The organism is Pseudomonas arcuscaelestis, assembly GCF_016881005.1.
Lineage (GTDB): Bacteria > Pseudomonadota > Gammaproteobacteria > Pseudomonadales > Pseudomonadaceae > Aquipseudomonas > Aquipseudomonas arcuscaelestis.
In genome coordinates this window covers 41,362-56,836 of the sequence record NZ_JACOPV010000020.1, presented here as the reverse complement: position 1 = coordinate 56,836, position 15,475 = coordinate 41,362, and the positions used below count along the sequence as shown (strand labels likewise).

14 protein-coding genes and 1 pseudogene are annotated in these 15,475 nt (G+C 57.8%); 7 read left to right on the top strand and 8 right to left on the bottom strand.

The annotated features are described in order from the left end of the window. The gene (gene osmE, locus H8F21_RS25710; RefSeq protein WP_203478830.1) at positions 1 to 354 is read left to right on the top strand and encodes an osmotically-inducible lipoprotein OsmE; all 354 of its coding nucleotides are present in this window, start codon (positions 1 to 3) and stop codon (positions 352 to 354) included. Between the two features lie 87 nt (positions 355 to 441). Further along, on the top strand, positions 442 to 972 hold the full coding sequence (locus H8F21_RS25705) for a ferritin-like domain-containing protein (protein WP_203478828.1): 531 nt from the start codon (positions 442 to 444) through the stop codon (positions 970 to 972). A gap of 79 nt (positions 973 to 1,051) precedes the next feature. Here the strand turns inward: H8F21_RS25705 and H8F21_RS25700 are convergent, their stop codons facing one another. Then, on the bottom strand, positions 1,052 to 3,112 hold the full coding sequence (locus H8F21_RS25700; RefSeq protein WP_203478826.1) for an AsmA family protein: 2,061 nt from the start codon (positions 3,110 to 3,112) through the stop codon (positions 1,052 to 1,054). 327 nt (positions 3,113 to 3,439) lie between these two features. On the opposite strand from H8F21_RS25700, the pseudogene H8F21_RS25695 reads away from it, so the two are divergent. The 3 genes and pseudogenes from H8F21_RS25695 to H8F21_RS25685 form a co-directional block, all read left to right on the top strand. Next, positions 3,440 to 3,760, top strand: a pseudogene (locus tag H8F21_RS25695) (hypothetical protein); the annotation flags it as partial. Between the two features lie 136 nt (positions 3,761 to 3,896). Next, a complete protein-coding gene (locus H8F21_RS25690; protein ID WP_203478822.1) occupies positions 3,897 to 4,529 on the top strand; it encodes a TetR family transcriptional regulator in 633 nt (210 codons plus the stop codon). A gap of 55 nt (positions 4,530 to 4,584) precedes the next feature. After that, on the top strand, positions 4,585 to 5,694 hold the full coding sequence (locus tag H8F21_RS25685) for an AGE family epimerase/isomerase (RefSeq protein ID WP_203478820.1): 1,110 nt from the start codon (positions 4,585 to 4,587) through the stop codon (positions 5,692 to 5,694). A gap of 33 nt (positions 5,695 to 5,727) precedes the next feature. Here H8F21_RS25685 and H8F21_RS25680 read toward each other — a convergent pair whose 3' ends face one another. The 6 genes from H8F21_RS25680 to H8F21_RS25655 all read right to left on the bottom strand — a co-directional run bounded on the left by H8F21_RS25680 (position 5,728) and on the right by H8F21_RS25655 (position 12,246). After that, positions 5,728 to 6,495 (bottom strand): SDR family oxidoreductase, encoded by a 768-nt coding sequence (locus H8F21_RS25680; protein ID WP_203585616.1) that lies wholly within the window; start codon positions 6,493 to 6,495, stop codon positions 5,728 to 5,730. Positions 6,496 to 7,165: 670 nt separating this feature from the next. Continuing rightward, positions 7,166 to 7,882 (bottom strand): ABC transporter ATP-binding protein, encoded by a 717-nt coding sequence (locus H8F21_RS25675; RefSeq protein WP_203542842.1) that lies wholly within the window; start codon positions 7,880 to 7,882, stop codon positions 7,166 to 7,168. Then, entirely contained in the window at positions 7,879 to 8,754 is an 876-nt protein-coding gene (locus tag H8F21_RS25670) for an ABC transporter ATP-binding protein (RefSeq protein ID WP_203478817.1), read from the bottom strand. Before H8F21_RS25670 ends, H8F21_RS25675 begins: the two co-directional genes overlap by 4 nt. Beyond that, on the bottom strand, positions 8,751 to 10,034 hold the full coding sequence (livM, locus tag H8F21_RS25665; protein ID WP_136478385.1) for a high-affinity branched-chain amino acid ABC transporter permease LivM: 1,284 nt from the start codon (positions 10,032 to 10,034) through the stop codon (positions 8,751 to 8,753). The genes H8F21_RS25670 and livM overlap by 4 nt, the downstream gene beginning before the upstream one ends. Before the next feature lie 2 nt (positions 10,035 to 10,036). Further along, a complete protein-coding gene (locus tag H8F21_RS25660) occupies positions 10,037 to 10,951 on the bottom strand; it encodes an ABC transporter permease subunit (RefSeq protein WP_203478814.1) in 915 nt (304 codons plus the stop codon). A 158-nt stretch (positions 10,952 to 11,109) separates the two neighbouring features. Beyond that, on the bottom strand, positions 11,110 to 12,246 hold the full coding sequence (locus H8F21_RS25655; RefSeq protein ID WP_203542841.1) for a branched-chain amino acid ABC transporter substrate-binding protein: 1,137 nt from the start codon (positions 12,244 to 12,246) through the stop codon (positions 11,110 to 11,112). Between the two features lie 470 nt (positions 12,247 to 12,716). Here H8F21_RS25655 and pncB point away from each other — a divergent pair, with 470 nt between their 5' ends. Both pncB and nadE read left to right on the top strand, forming a co-directional pair. Further along, positions 12,717 to 13,919, top strand: a complete 1,203-nt coding sequence (gene pncB, locus H8F21_RS25650; RefSeq protein ID WP_203585615.1) for a nicotinate phosphoribosyltransferase — start codon at positions 12,717 to 12,719, stop codon at positions 13,917 to 13,919. Positions 13,920 to 13,922: 3 nt separating this feature from the next. Next, positions 13,923 to 14,750: an ammonia-dependent NAD(+) synthetase gene (gene nadE / locus H8F21_RS25645; RefSeq protein WP_203478812.1), complete on the top strand. Its 828-nt coding sequence runs from the start codon at positions 13,923 to 13,925 to the stop codon at positions 14,748 to 14,750. An 80-nt stretch (positions 14,751 to 14,830) separates the two neighbouring features. On the opposite strand, the gene azu is transcribed toward nadE, so the two are convergent. After that, entirely contained in the window at positions 14,831 to 15,277 is a 447-nt protein-coding gene (gene azu / locus H8F21_RS25640) for an azurin (protein ID WP_203478807.1), read from the bottom strand. Positions 15,278 to 15,475 lie beyond the last annotated feature (198 nt).

Sequence of the window (15,475 nt, the reverse complement as noted above, 5' to 3'; positions counted from 1 at the left end):
ATGTACAAACAGACCCTGGCAATCCTTCTGGCCACCACCGCCTTGACCGCGTGCGGCAGCCGCCCGGAAAACCCCGTCGACTACGTCACCTACCGTGATGCGCCCCTGGTGAAACAAGTGCAGGACGGTATGACCATGCAACGGGTCATAGCCATTGGCGGCAGCCCTTCCACGGTGATCGATCTGCCTCATGGTGGCACCTGCAACAACTACATCCTCAACCAAGAAGGCAAGCAACAGGCCTACTACGTGCGCTTTGATGCCACCGGACATGTCGATGACAAGGGTTTCAAGACCTGCGAACAACGTCAGCAAGATGACGACGCCGTCGAGAAGGCCAAAGCCAAGGTATAAAACTCTCACCGCATTGCTTGTTCAAACCTTGCGCAAGCAATGCGCCTACAGAGCGTGAAGCAATCCGTTTTCAGCCTGGAGATGACAATGAGCACCGTTGAACTGACCGATGTGAAAACCTTGCGCGAACGTGCGCGCCAGCATGTCGAACAAGGCGCCGTGACCGAAGGCTACAGTGCCGACCGAGAAAAAATCCTGCGCCTGCTCAATGAGTCGCTGGCCACCGAGTGGGTCTGCGCATTGCGCTACAAACGGCACTACTACATGGCCAGCGGGATCAAGGCCAGCGTAGCCGCTGACGAGTTTCTCGAACATGCCAACCAGGAACTCGAGCATGCCGACAAGCTGGCTGAACGCATCGTGCAGTTGGGCGGCGAGCCGGACCTCAACCCGGACAACCTGAGCAAAAATTCCCACGCCCAGTACGTTGCTGGCAGCAACCTCAAGGAAATGGTCCTTGAAGACCTGATTGCCGAACGGATCGCCATCGACAGCTACCGCGAAATCATCCAGTACATTGGCGAATCCGACCCAACGACCCGACGCATCTTCGAAGACATCCTGGCGCAGGAAGAAGAACACGCCGACGACATGGCAGACCTACTCAAAGGGCTTTGAACCCTACCCATTCCCAGCAAGCAGGGCTTGCTCCATTGCGGAGCAAGCCCACTGCCACCGGCGAAACCTCCTAGACTTTCTAACCCGCTTTAACTGATCGCGGTGCCTTGCCCGACTTCATTTGCTCCAGCAACGGCGTGCACTGATTGGGCACATCACCACCCGGCGCCACCAACGCCAGCAGGCCCGCCGCCGGGCCGACTGCCAGCCCCAGCGCTACCATACCCGCCCCGCGCAAGGCCAACGGCACCGCCTGTACACCTGCGCTTGGTTTGGCAAAAGGCCCGCGCACATATAAGGGTGAACGCAATGAGAACAGGCGCAAGCCCTTGGACTCGGGATTGATTTTCAGATCCAGCTGTTCACTGGCAAAATTGGCCGTTCCGTCGATATAGATGATCGCGTTTTCAGTATCGAAGACGAACAACCGGGTGGTCGCCAAGCCGTCCTTGATCCCGAAGTCGGCCGCCGCGCAATTGATCTTCACTTCCTTGTCACCGAACAATTGTCCCACCACATAGTTGCCAACGTTGAGCCCGGCAATTTCCATCAAGCCGCGGCTGATCGCACCATCGTTGATGAGCATTTTCAACTCACCATTGGAAGTTGCCAGCAACTTCGCCACCGAGTTGCCGCGACCGCTCAAATCTGCATCGCCATTGAGCTGGCCGAAACTGGTCTTCATCGGCTCGAATGTCGGGAACAACTGCTTGAGCTTGAAGCCTCTGGCGCTGAGTTTGGCCCGCCCCTGTAACGGTACAGCACGCCCATCGAGACGTATTTGCGCATCGAGCTTGCCGCCTGCCACACCAAAGCGCAGCGGCTCCAGGCGCAGCACGCCATCGTCGAGAACGAAGTGACTGGAAAGATCGGTGAAGGGCAGATCCTCGCTGTGAACGATGCGTTTGCCGCTGAAGGTCACGTCGGCATCCATGGTCCGCCAACGTTCGGTACGAAACTCCTCGACCGGCAGCACCTTGCCCGTAGGTTGCTTGCTGGCCCCGCCCCGAGCCTTTTGCTCCGCGTTGGAGTCTGCACCGATCAGCGGCGCAAGGTCCTTGAACAGCAATTGATTGGAAACCAGATTGCCACTGAGTTTGGGCCGTGGTTGTTTGGAGGCGAAGGTGAGGTCGCCGTGAATATCACTGTCACCAATCTTGCCGTTGAAGCCTTGATAGCGAAACAGCGCCCCCCCAGGCTCATGCAATTTGGCCGTCAGATGCCCGTCAGTGGAATAAGGCGGCGAGTCCGGCAGAGTTACACCGGTAAGCGGATAGAGGTTACCCAGGCTGGCGCCGGACAGGCGCAGGCGCAGGTCCAGCCCGCCCAGGTTACGCGGATCAGTCAGGGTACCGGCAAGCGCTACACGGGTATCGGCGATCTGAATGTCGGCCTGCAGGGGGAATGGCTGGCTGGCATCCTGTAACGCCAACAGCCCGCCAATCTTGCCAGAGCCGGAAAGCGCCTGGCCCTTGTAACGTCCCTTGGCCTTGAGACCGAATGCATAGTCTTGGGCATTGCCAGCTTTCTGCGCCGAGGCCTTACCAACGATCTCGCTGAAAGGTATAGGTTTGCCGAGCGGATCAATCTGCACATCCAGGGTGGTTTTCAGCGTTTGGTCATCAAGGCTTACTTGGCCCTTGTCGAAACCGATGGCGCCGATATCCAGCACCCACGGCGACGGTTCGGCATTCTCATCCTTGGGGCCGAAGTCGAAGGTCCAGTTGGCGCGCCCGTCTGCCAGGCGCTTCAGGCTGGCAGTGGGCTGGTTCAAATCGATACGTGGAATCACGATACGCTGGAACAGTAACGGCACGGGCGACAAGCGAAACTCCACACGTTTGAGGCCCACCATTTGCGGCTCCTTGAGCCACTGCGGGTTACCCAGCGTCAAGTCGTCCGCGATGAAGCGCGGCCACGGCACCCAAGCTCGCCAACCACCCTCCTCAGGCTCGCGCTGCCAACGCACAGCAAGATTGCCGTTAATGGCGAAGGGCCTGTGCAGCGCCTCTGAGACCTTGGCATTGAGGGTCGGCTTGATCCGGTTCCAGTCGAACGTGGCAATGACGATCACCACAAGTGCGAGGACCAGCATCAAGCTGGCGAGGGTCCAGGTAAGGATTTTCACGGGGCGCGTCATTGCATGATTCTCCTGACGACCACCAGACAGAAGGTGGGCGTTTTGATGGCACTTAAACTATGGGACTGATGAAAACCCCAGGGGTTTAAATTGACGACGAAAAAACAGGATTTCCCCTCGGTTACTCATCAATGAACGTCGCAATCCATCTTGCCAACAGCACCTCAAAACCTCCTCTGCAGCCTGTAAAGACTGAACTAGAGCCCTCGCTGCAAAACATCAATTCCGTTGATTGTTACCATTATCTTTATGAACTTTTATCTGCCGCCCCCGAGCGTAGCATTGGCTCCGTACTCACTTTCCAGCCCCACCGAGGAGCACCGAACAATGAAACGCCAATTGCTGCTGAGCCTGTCCCTGTCCATCCTGGCTGCCAATGCTTTCGCCATTCCAGCCAGCGAACAAAGCCTGACCGCTGAATCGCGCACCAGCACTACGGTTATCTCGCAACCGCTGAACCCCCTGGCAGAAGGCGGCTCGGATCGTCTCTTGGAGCGCAACAACCGCGTCGCCGAAGGTGGCTCGGATCGTCTTCTGGAGCGCAATAACCGCGTCGCCGAAGGTGGCTCGGATCGTCTGCTGGAGCGTAACGTACGCGTTGCTGAAGGCGGCTCTGATCGCCTGATCGAAAAAAACCAACGCGTAAGCTAACGCCCATGCCAGAAAACAACAGATACCAGCCTTGCAACAGCTCCCCTCCCAGCCCGGTCAACTGACCGGGCTTTGTTTTCCTGGCGCAGGCTATTAGAGTGCAGGGCTGTTTCACTGCCAGCCGATATTCGCCATGCTGCCGCGCGCCGAACAAAAACTACAGACCCGCCAAGCCTTACTGGATGCCGCCCGCCAATTGATGGAAAGTGGCCGAGGCTTCGGCAGTATCAGCCTGCGCGAAGTGAGCAAGTGTGCGGGTATCGTGCCAACAGGCTTTTACCGTCACTTTACCGACATGGACCAACTCGGCCTGGCCCTGGTAAACGAAGTCGGCGAAACCTTTCGCCAGACCATCCGCCTGGTGCGCCACAATGAGATCGAACTCGGCGGTATCACCGATGCCTCGGTGCGGATCTTCCTCGATGTGGTTGCCGCCAACCGCGCGCAATTTCTATTCCTGGCACGCGAACAATATGGTGGCTCGCAGCCTGTGCGTCAGGCGATCGCCACGTTGCGCGACGGCATCAGCTCGGACCTGGCCACTGACCTTGCACGCATGCCGCGCTGGCAACACCTGGATAACGACGCCCTTTCGGTCATAGCCGACCTGGTGGTTAAAACCGTGTTTGCCACCTTGCCAGAGCTGATCGACGAGCCTGCAGACGGCAGCGCGCAGCCGCTGAGCGCCCAAGACAAGATCACCCAACAATTGCGCTTCATTTTTGTCGGTGCCAAGCATTGGCAAGGGCTCGGCACGCCAATCTGATAACCGTTTCCTGCTAACATGCGCGCAAACGCACTGATCGCGACGACTCTTCTCCATGCCCGACCTTCGAACTGCCCAGCCTGAACTGCCTGCCCTGCTTGAACAGGTGCAAACGCACTTTACCCAGCGCATTGTGCCGCTCTGGCAAGGTCCGGGCTGGAATGCAGAAATGGCGCTGCCTTTCGAAGCCCTCGACCCTCAGCATCAGCCCCTGCCCGTACAGCGTTACCGAGCCATGGCCTGTGCTCGCCAGCTGTACCTGTTCAGCAGCCGGATCGAACAGCCGGGTGCCCGCGAGCGTGCGGGCGCCCTGTTTCGCTCGCTGCAACGGCACTTCCACGATGCCGAGCATGGCGGCTGGTTCTACAGCATCGATGCCCAGGGCAAACCGCTGGATCGGCGCAAAGACCTTTATACCCACGCCTTCATCATTTTTGCCTGCGCTCATTACTGGGGACAGGTGCGTGAACAGTTGGTCGAGTCCACGCTCAATGCTGCCCTGAGCATCGTCGCTGAGCGTTTCGGCCGAGATGATGGGCTGTATGAAGCCAGTCTTGATGAAGATTGGTCGGACCTAGGTAGCGGCCCGCTTCAGAACCCGTTGATGCACCTGGCCGAAGCGTTTCTCGCCACATTGGCCGTGCGCGACGATGAAGCGGTGCAGAGCGCGCTGCAAAACCTGGCGACTGCCATGCAAACGCACTTCGTCGACCCTGATCATGGGGTGATGCTGGAAAAACCTCGCGACGCTGTGGATAACTGGTTCGAGCCAGGGCATCAGTTCGAATGGTTCTATCTTCTCGAGTCTTCGCCACTATTGCGTGGCTGCGAGCTGCACGCGTCCCTCGACCGGGCATTTGCCTACGCTGAGCAATGCGGGGTGAAGGGTACGGCGGCATTGTCCATGCTCGGCAGCGATGGCCAGGTACGCGATGCTAGCCAGCGCATTTGGGCTCAAGCCGAGTACCTGCGGGCCTTGGCCCTGCGCCCAAACAGCGCCGACAAGGTTCTCACCCAGCTTCAGGCGCTACAACGCGACTTCTTGCATGCCGGTGGCTGGTACGAGTGCCGCGATGCCAATGGTGCTGTTAGCCGCAGCGATATGCCGTCGACCACGCCTTACCATCTGGCCACCTGCCTGCAGGGGCTGGAGCAGCAAATCTGATGCTATCGCGGGACGCGTCCCGCGATACCTTCATCAGGCCTCTCCCGACCTGTCAATCGCAAACCCGGCCAAGGTCTGGCGCACCGGCATCAGCTCAATGCTGTTGATGTTGATGTGAGCCGGCTGATTGAGAACCCAGAAGATGGTCTCGGCAATATCCTGTGGTTGAATCGCTTCGATGCCGGCGTAAGTCGCGTCATAGCGCGCCTGGTCACCGCCGAAACGCACCAGAGAAAATTCGCTCTCACACATGCCCGGTTCAATGTTGCTCACGCGCACGCCCGTGCCTTGCAGGTCACAGCGCAGGCTCGAGGAAAACTGAGCGACAAATGCCTTGGTGCCACCGTAGACATGGCTGCCAGGGTACGGATAAGTACCCGCCACTGACCCCACGTTCAGAATGGTGGCGCCCCGGCCATGCGCGATCAAACGTGGCAGCAGCAGGCGGGTGCTGTACATCAAGCCTTTGATATTGGTGTCGACCATGGTGTCCCAATCGTCCAGGTCGCACTTGGGCGCAGGTTCGGCCCCCAGGGCCAGACCTGCGTTGTTGATCAGCCCACGTAGTTTGGCGAACGATGGCGGCAAGTTGGCAATCGCCCTCTCCATGGCCCCGCGGTCCCGCACATCCAGGACCAGGCCATGCACTTCAGTCTTTTTGGAAAGCTCTACACATAGCGCATCCAGGCGCTCCTGACGGCGACCAGTCAACACCAGCGACCAGCCTGCTTCGGCGAATCGACGGGCACAAGCTTCGCCGAAGCCTGAGGTCGCGCCAGTGATGAATAGAGTGGAAGTCATCGGTTACTCCTTGCAAGGTCGGTATCACGGAGCGGCAGAATGCCCGGCGCAACCCTCGCCAGCAAGCACACTTGCACTGCACAAAAAACAACCAAACGCACGAAACCTTTGATCTATAAGGGTTGCAGCAAGCTTTGCTCACCTTATCCACAGTCTCTTGCACAAAATCCGGGGGCAACTTTTCCTCGATATTTCTGGCCTTACGGATAACTCGAAAGTATTTTCCTTGACCGCAACCCGTCCAATTGACCTCAGGTCATCCGCGGCCGCCATAGCAGCATTTTCGATGATGGCTCAAGGCCTATCAGCGCGCTGCCTACAGCGTTCTTTCCAAAGCTTGCCCACAGACTTATCCACAGGCCCATGCTATGGATTTGCGCCAAAGTAGCGTACCTACAAAAGACTTGACAATGGCCGGCAAAAATCTTTACCGAACACTTGATCAAAAAACGATCATAGCGCTGAAAGCCTTATAGATAAAGGCTTACAGCAAGGTGCTACCAAGTTACCCACAGCCGCTTCCACACCAATGGTGGACAACTCAAAACCTCGACAAAACATCCGCTTGCAGCGACTTTGTGTCGCGGCGCAAAGGAAGTGCTCGTAAGGTTTTCCACAAAGCTGTGGACAAAAAAAAGCCCTGCATCGCAGGGCTACTTTTCTGATCGACTCAATGCCCACCAAGGTAGGCGTTTCGTACTTCCTCGTTGACCAACAACTCTTGCCCGGTACCGGTCAAGCGGATCTGTCCGTTGACCATCACATACGCACGGTCAGACAGCTTCAGCGCATGGTTGGCGTTTTGCTCAACCAGGAAGATGGTCATACCGGTCTTGGCTAGTTCTCTGAGCGTGGCGAAGATCTGCTTGACTACAATCGGCGCCAGGCCCAGCGACGGTTCGTCGAGCAGCAATAACTTAGGCCGACTCATCAACGCCCGGGCGATAGCCAACATTTGCTGCTCCCCGCCCGACATGGTCATGGCCCGCTGGTTGCGGCGCTCCTTGAGCCGTGGGAATAACTCGAACATGCGCTGCATGTCTTCGCTGGCATGTTTATCGCCGATGGGAATGGTGCCCATCATCAGGTTCTCTTCTACCGACATGTCCGGGAACACCCGGCGCCCTTCAGGCGACTGGGCAATGCCGTTCGAGGCAATGTAGTGCGAAGACTTGTGGGTGATGTCAGTGCCGCGATAGATAATCTGCCCGCCAGAAGCCCGTGGTTGGCCGAAAATTGACATCAGCAGGGTCGATTTGCCGGCACCGTTGGAGCCGATCAGGCTCACGGTTTCACCTTCATCGATGTGCATCGATACTTTTTTCAGAGCCTGGATCGGACCATAGAACACATCCAGGTCCTTGAGTTCGAGAATGGGTGCAGTCATACCAGCTCCTCTTCGTCGGCACCCAGGTAGGCGGCGATTACCGTCGGGTTGTTGCGAATATCCTGTGGCGCGCCTTCGGCGATCACGTTGCCGTGGTCAAGCACCACGATGTGATCAGAGATGCTCATAACCATACCCATGTCATGCTCGATGAGCACGACGGTCAGGTCGTGCTCGTCGCGCAGCACTCGAATCATCCTGCTCAGGGCTTCGGTTTCCTGCGGGTTCAGGCCCGCTGCCGGTTCGTCCAGGCAGATGATCTGAGGTCGTGTGCACATGGCGCGGGCGATTTCCAGTCGGCGCTGCTGGCCGTAGGAAAGCTCACCGGCCAAGCGGTTGGCGCAGTCCACCAGGTCGACCACTTCCAACCAGTAGAAGGCGTGATCAAGGGCATCGCTTTCGGCTTTTCGGTAGGCCTTGGTGTTAAGTACGCCGGCCAGCAGGTTGCGGTTGACCCACATGTGCTGGGCCACCAGCAGGTTCTCCACCACCGACATTTCCTTGAACAGGCGAATGTTCTGGAACGTCCGCGCCAGACCCGCCCGGTTGACCAGGTGAGTACCGCCAAACATTTTGTAGTGCAGTCGGTTGATGAAGCGTTTGGGCGAAACGAAATCACTCAACCGAAAGCGTTCGCCAAGCAGTTGGATAACGTTGGTACGCGTGCCGCGCATGTTCAGTTCGATCTTGCCGCCGCTGGCCTTGTAGAAACCGGTCAGGCAGTTGAATACAGTGGTCTTGCCCGCGCCGTTGGGGCCGATCAGGGCAAAGATAGAGTTGCGCTTGACCTTGAGACTGACATCGCTGAGCGCCTTGATCCCACCAAAGTGCATCATCAGGTTGTCGACCGAGAGAATCACGTCATCGCTCATGGCGCCACTCCTTTACGCGGGACTACACCGGTGCGGCTGATACGAATCAGGCCTCGCGGTCTCCAGATCATCATCAACACCATGAGCACCCCAAATAGCAGCACCCGGTACTCGGAGAAACTGCGCAGCAGCTCCGGGGCAACGGTGAGCACGAAGGCTGCAATCACGACACCGACAGTCGAGCCCATGCCACCCAGCACCACGATGGCCAGGATCAACGCCGACTCGAAGAAAGTGAACGAAGACGGGTTTACAAAGCCCTGGTAGCTGGCGAAGAACACCCCGGCCAAGCCTGCGGTAGAAGCACCGAGAGTGAAGGCAGAAAGTTTTACCAATACATGGTTCAGGCCCATTGAGCGGCAGGCAATCTCATCTTCACGCAAGGCTTCCCAGGCGCGCCCCACCGGCATACGGGTCAACCGATGCTTGATGTACAACACCGCCATCACCACCAGGAACAGCACGATGTAGATGAACAGGAATTTCACGTTGGGGTTGTAGTCGATGCCAAAGAACTCATGGAACGGGATCCCGCCGTCCTTGGCTCGACGTCCAAACTCGATGCCCAGAAATGTTGGCGAAGGTACCGGCATGCCATTGGGGCCGCCAGTGAACGACAGCCAGTTGTTGAGCACCAGGCGAATGATTTCACCAAAGCCCAGGGTCACAATGGCCAGGTAGTCACCGTGCATCCTCAGCACCGGGAAGCCCAAAATGCACCCAGCCAGCGCCGCAGCAATCGCTGCCAGTGGCAATACGGTCCAGAAGCCCAGGCCAAGGTACTGATAGCCCAGCGCCAGGCCATAGGCACCGATGGCGTAGAACGCCACGTAACCCAGGTCGAGCAGCCCAGCCAGCCCGACCACAATGTTCAGGCCCAGCCCAAGCAGCACGTAGATCAGGCCAAGGATGACGACCGTGAGCAGGTACTTGTTGGCAAAGAAGGGGAAGACAATGGCGATCACCACCAGCGCCGGAATAATCCAGCGCAGCCGTGATTTGTAGTCCGGCGCCAACACGTGCACGCCCGAACCGCTGCCTTCGAAACCTTGCAGGATCGACTGGCCTTTAGGAGTTTGCAGAAACAGGCTGAGCAGGAAACGCCCGGCCATCACGCCGGCAACCAGCCAGGCGACACGGGTGGGCTCCATGTTGAAGCTGTAGCCGTCGAGCACGACGCCGACGATGGGTCCGAAGACAATCAGGGAAATCAGCCCGGCGAGAATCGCGTCAATCAGGCTGCGCTTGATATCGAATGAGTTGGTTTTGGCAGCAGACATACTTACACCTTCGCCACGAGAGGGCGACCCAGCAGGCCTTGGGGACGGAAGATCAGAATCAGCACCAGCAGGGAGAAACTGAACACGTCTTTGTAGTCGGAGTTGATCATCCCGGAGAAAAGCGATTCGGAAATACCAAGGATGATTCCACCGAGCATGGCCCCCGGCAGAGAGCCGATGCCACCCAACACCGCAGCGGTGAAAGCCTTGATGCCAATGATGAAGCCGGCATAGAAGTCGAAGGTGCCGTAGTTCATGGTGATCAGTACGCCCGCCAGCGCAGCCATCACGGCACCGATGACGAACACATAGGAAATCACCCGGTCAGTGTTGATACCCAGGATCGAAGCCATCTTGCGATCCTGCTGGGTAGCACGGCACATGCGCCCCAACTTGGTGAACTTGATGATGTAGGTAAGCGCGGCCATACCGACAAAAGCGGCGACCAGGATAAATATCTTGGTGTAGGTCAGTTGCACGAAGCCTGTGCCCACTTCCAGGCGCCAGGCGCCTTCGAGCAGGGTCGGTACGCCTTGCTGGCGTGCACCCTGGCTGATCTGTGCATAGTTTTGCAGGATGAGCGAAATTCCGATGGCACTGATCAAAGGTGCCAGGCGGGTGGAGTTTCGCAGGGGCTTGTAGGCGATGCGTTCGATGGTCCAGCCATAGACGCCTGTTACCACAATGGTGAAGATCAGCGTCCCGAGCATCAGCAGCGGGAAGGATTCGATACCGAAGTAAGCCAGCAATGCCAGACTGATCGCCGCCAGGTAAGCGGAAATCATATAAACCTCGCCGTGCGCGAAGTTGATCATGCCGATAATGCCATAGACCATTGTGTAGCCGATGGCGATCAGACCATAGACAGACCCCAGGGTCAGCCCATTGATCAGTTGCTGCAGAAAAATACCATCCATAACGCAATCTCACGTATTTGAGATTGCACAGCGCCGACTACGGTGAGGCCCGGATCAAGCGGCCCTCGCAGCGCAGGGTTGTGCAGATCTACGAGAAAAGACAGGTACCGCGCAAACCGGGTAGCGACCCGGGCAGGCGCCCGGGTCGGATACCGTTGTTATTTTTGTTTTTCCAGTTGGTGGTACTTGCCTTGGGCATCCCACTGGTAGACCACATAGTCGGAAACAGTCAGGTCACCTTTGGAGTCCCATTTTTTCTCGCCCATCACGGTTTTCACCGGGTTGGCCTTGAGCCATTTGGCGGCATCTTCGCCTTTGTTCGACTTGGCGCCGTTGAAAGCGGCAGCCAGCGCCTGGACCGAGGCATAGGCATACAGGGTGTACCCTTCAGGTTCGGTGCCAGCCTTGCGGAACTCCTCCACCACCGCCTTGCTGTCTGGCAGCAGGCGAGGGTCGGCGCCGAAGGTCATGTACACGCCATCGACGAACTGCGCGCCACCGGCGGTGGTGACCAGTTCGTCGGTGACAATACCGTCATCGGACATGAACTTGACGTCTTTGAGACCTTGCTCACGCAGCTGGCGAACCAGTGGGCCGGCTTCCGGGTGCAGGCCGCCGAAGTACACAACGTCGGCACCCGCGGCACGGATCTTGGTCACTACGGCACTGAAGTCCTTCTCACCGCGCGTCAGGCCTTCATACAGCACCGGGGTGACGCCACGCTTGGCCAACTGAGCCTTGGTGGCATCAGCTAGACCCTGGCCATAGGTATCCTTGTCGTGCAGCACCACGACCTTCTTGCCCTTGAGCACATCAACGATGTAATCGCCGGCGACGATGCCCTGCTGGTCGTCACGCCCGCACATACGGAACATGGCGCTCAGGCCGCGTTCGGTAACCTGTGGGTTGGTCGAACCTGGGGTGATCGCTATGACCCCGGCTTCGTCGTACACTTCGGAAGCAGGAATGGTGTTGGACGAGCAGAAGTGCCCAACCACACCCGCAACCTTGTCCTGATCCACCAGGCGGTTGGCCACCGCTACGGCCTGCTTCGGCTCACAGGCGTCATCACCTTTGACCAGAACGATCTTCTCGCCGTTAACCCCTCCCGCGGCATTGACGGCATCGGCCGCTGCCTGGGCACCTTTCATGTACTGCTCACCAAACGCTGCGTTGGCACCGGTCATCGGGCCTGCTACGCCGATCTTGATGTCGGCCTGAACATACGAAGAAACACCCAGCGCCGTAGCTACGGCGAGGGCCAAAAAGCCTTTCTTGTAAAACGTCTGCGACATGAGGTGGTGCTCCTTGGAGTTTTTTTGGTTGGCACTACAACGTTCAGCAATTGCTCTGAGCAAGGGCCGTGCCATTGGTTTTTTATTCTGGAAAAACTCGTGAAGAAGTCGTCGGGGCTTGAACCGCGTCCTTTTTTTATTGGCCGTGCAACCGTCTGCTTCAAGCAAAGCGCCACCGCCTGCAAACAGAAAGAGCAACCGCCTAGTGCCATCATTGCAACCCCGGCAAGTGTTTACGTGCAACCAGCCTGTAACAGGATGCGTAACCGATCTGCACATCCTTGGTGCGCGACTGCTACAGCGGGCACCATTACAGGCTAGCTGGTGTCGTGTAAAAGCGCTGCCACAGTTGCTTGCTACCGATGTACCCCTTGGAGTGCCCGCCCGCCTGCGGAAAAAGGCTGGCACAATGGCAGGGTCTGCGTGTCGTTGCTGACAGATGATGGCGCGCGCCCCTTACGGAGCCCCTTATGAGCGAGAGCGCCTTCGCCGACCGCATCGTGCAGAACCTGCTCGACACTGACTTCTACAAACTGAGCATGATGCAGGCGGTGCTGCACAACTATCCCAACGTCGAGGTGGAGTGGGAGTTTCGCTGCCGCAACGGCGAAGACCTGCGCCCTTACCTGGCGCAGATCCGTGAACAGATCGACCAGTTGTGCGAGCTGAGCCTGGCCAACGGTCAACTGGGATTTCTTGAGCAGATCAACTTCATCAAGCCGGACTTCCTGCGATTCCTTGGCCTGTTTCGCTTCAATTTGCGTTATCTGCACCTGGGCATCGAGAACGACCAGCTGTACCTGCGCATCCGCGGCCCCTGGTTGCATGTAATCCTCTTCGAAGTGCCCTTGCTGGCGATCATCAGTGAAGTGCGCAACCGTCAGCGCCACCCACTGGTCAAGCTGAGCGAGGCGCGCGACCAGCTGTATCGCAAATTCGACTGGCTCAGGGCCCATGCCAGCAGCGATGAACTGGCCGAGTTGCAGGTAGCCGACTTTGGCACCCGCCGACGCTTCTCCTACAAGGTTCAGGAAGAAGTGGTAAGGGTGCTGAAGGAAGAATTCCCTGCGCGTTTCGTTGGCACCAGTAACGTTCACCTGGCACGAAAACTGGATATCAAGCCCCTGGGGACCATGGCCCATGAGTGGATAATGGCCCATCAGCAACTGGGACCTCGACTGATCGACAGCCAGATCGCAGCCCTCGACTGCTGGGTGCGCGAATACCGCGGCCTGCTTGGTATCGCCCTGACCGACTGCATCACCATGGATGCTTTTCTGGGTGACTTCGATCTGTTCTTCGCCAAGCTGTTCGACGGTTTGCGCCATGACTCCGGCGACCCGGTGCTTTGGGCGGAAAAGGCCATCGCCCACTACCGCAAGCTGGGTATCGACCCGATGACCAAGACCCTGGTGTTTTCCGATGGCCTGAACCTGACCAAATCACTGGAAATTTTCCGTGCCCTGCGCGGCCGGATCAATGTCAGCTTTGGCATTGGTACCAACCTGACCTGTGACATACCAGGGGTGGCGCCGATGAGCATCGTGCTTAAAATGACCGACTGCAACGGCCAGCCTGTCGCCAAGATTTCCGACGAGGCGGCCAAGACCCAATGCCGCGACGAAAACTTCGTCGCTTACCTGCGCCATGTCTTCAAAGTGCCCAAGGAGTAATTCATGCAAGCCGTCCAGCGAGAGATCGCGCAAGCGCTCAAGGTCCAGCCGCCATTCGCCGACCGCGCCGCGCTCGATGCCGAAGTGGCCCGGCGCGTGGCATTCATCAAGCAATGCCTGAATAACGCGCGGATGAAAACCCTGGTCCTGGGCATCAGTGGTGGTGTCGACTCGCTGACAGCAGCCCTGTTGGCGCAACGGGCTGTCAATGAGCTGCGCAACGAAACCGGCGACCCAGGCTATTGCTTCATCGCTGTGCGCCTGCCCTACCACGTGCAGCAGGATGAACACGACGCCCAGGCGTGCCTGGATGTGATCCAGCCGGACGAGTTGCACACGGTGAACATCGCCCCGGCCGTGCAGGCGCTGGCCAAAGAGGTGCAGGCGCTGGAAAACGGCAAGCCGGCGATGGTCGACTTCGTGGTTGGCAACACCAAGGCCCGCATGCGTATGGTCGCTCAGTACACCATTGCCGGCGCTCGTCAGGGCCTGGTGATCGGCACCGACCATGCTGCCGAAGCAGTGATGGGCTTCTTTACCAAATTTGGTGATGGTTCCTGCGACCTGGCCCCGTTGAGTGGCCTGGTGAAAAACCAGGTGCGGGCAATCGCGCGCAGCTTTGGCGCCCCGGAGTCACTGGTAGAGAAAGTGCCGACTGCAGATCTGGAAGACCTGGCCCCAGGCAAACCGGACGAAGCTTCCCACGGCGTTACCTATGAGCAGATCGACGCGTTCCTGCACGGCGAGCCTGTCAGCGAAGAAGCCTTCGAGATTATCAAGGGCACCTACGAGAAGACCCGGCACAAGCGCGAGATGCCTTTCGCACCTTGATGAAAGCATCGCGGGGCAAGCCCGCTCCTACAGACAAAATTGTAGGAGCGGGCTTGCCCCGCGATTTCAAAGGCAACGCATTACTTCAGAGTAACTGTGCCTTTCATCATCGAGATGTGACCTGGGAACGAGCAGAAGAAGCCGTACTTCTCGCCCGCTGCCAGTTTCGACACGTCGAAAGTAACCGAATCTTTCTCGCCAGCCCCGATGACTTTGGTGTGAGCGATAACACGCGCATCACCGTCTTTCAGGTATTGCTTGTCGATACCAGCCGACAGGCCGTCGGTAGCAATTGGCTGCATGTCAGCTTCTTTGCTGATCACCAGGTTGTGGCCCATGACGTTCTTCGGCAGCGAGCCGGAGTGAGTCAGTTCAACGGTGAAAGTCTTGCAGCTTTTGTCGATGGCGATGTCTTTGGTGTTGAAGGACATCTGATCGGTGGAGTCGACGGTAACCTTACACTCAGCGGCAAACACCTGAGCGCTGGCCAGAGTCAGCAAAGATACAGCTACAACTTTGGCAAACATCGTGAATCTCCTTGGCAGGGTTTTGATCAGTTTGCAGACTGCCTGAATCACTTCATCCCTTCCCTGATATGAATCAAGAGGCCGGAAAAGCGCCGGGCAGTAGATTTGTTCTATGGATTGTATACAGCCAATCAAAGTGCACATCATGCGCCATTCCGGGACGATGAAACAACCTCTCGTTCAGGAGTAAAAACCATG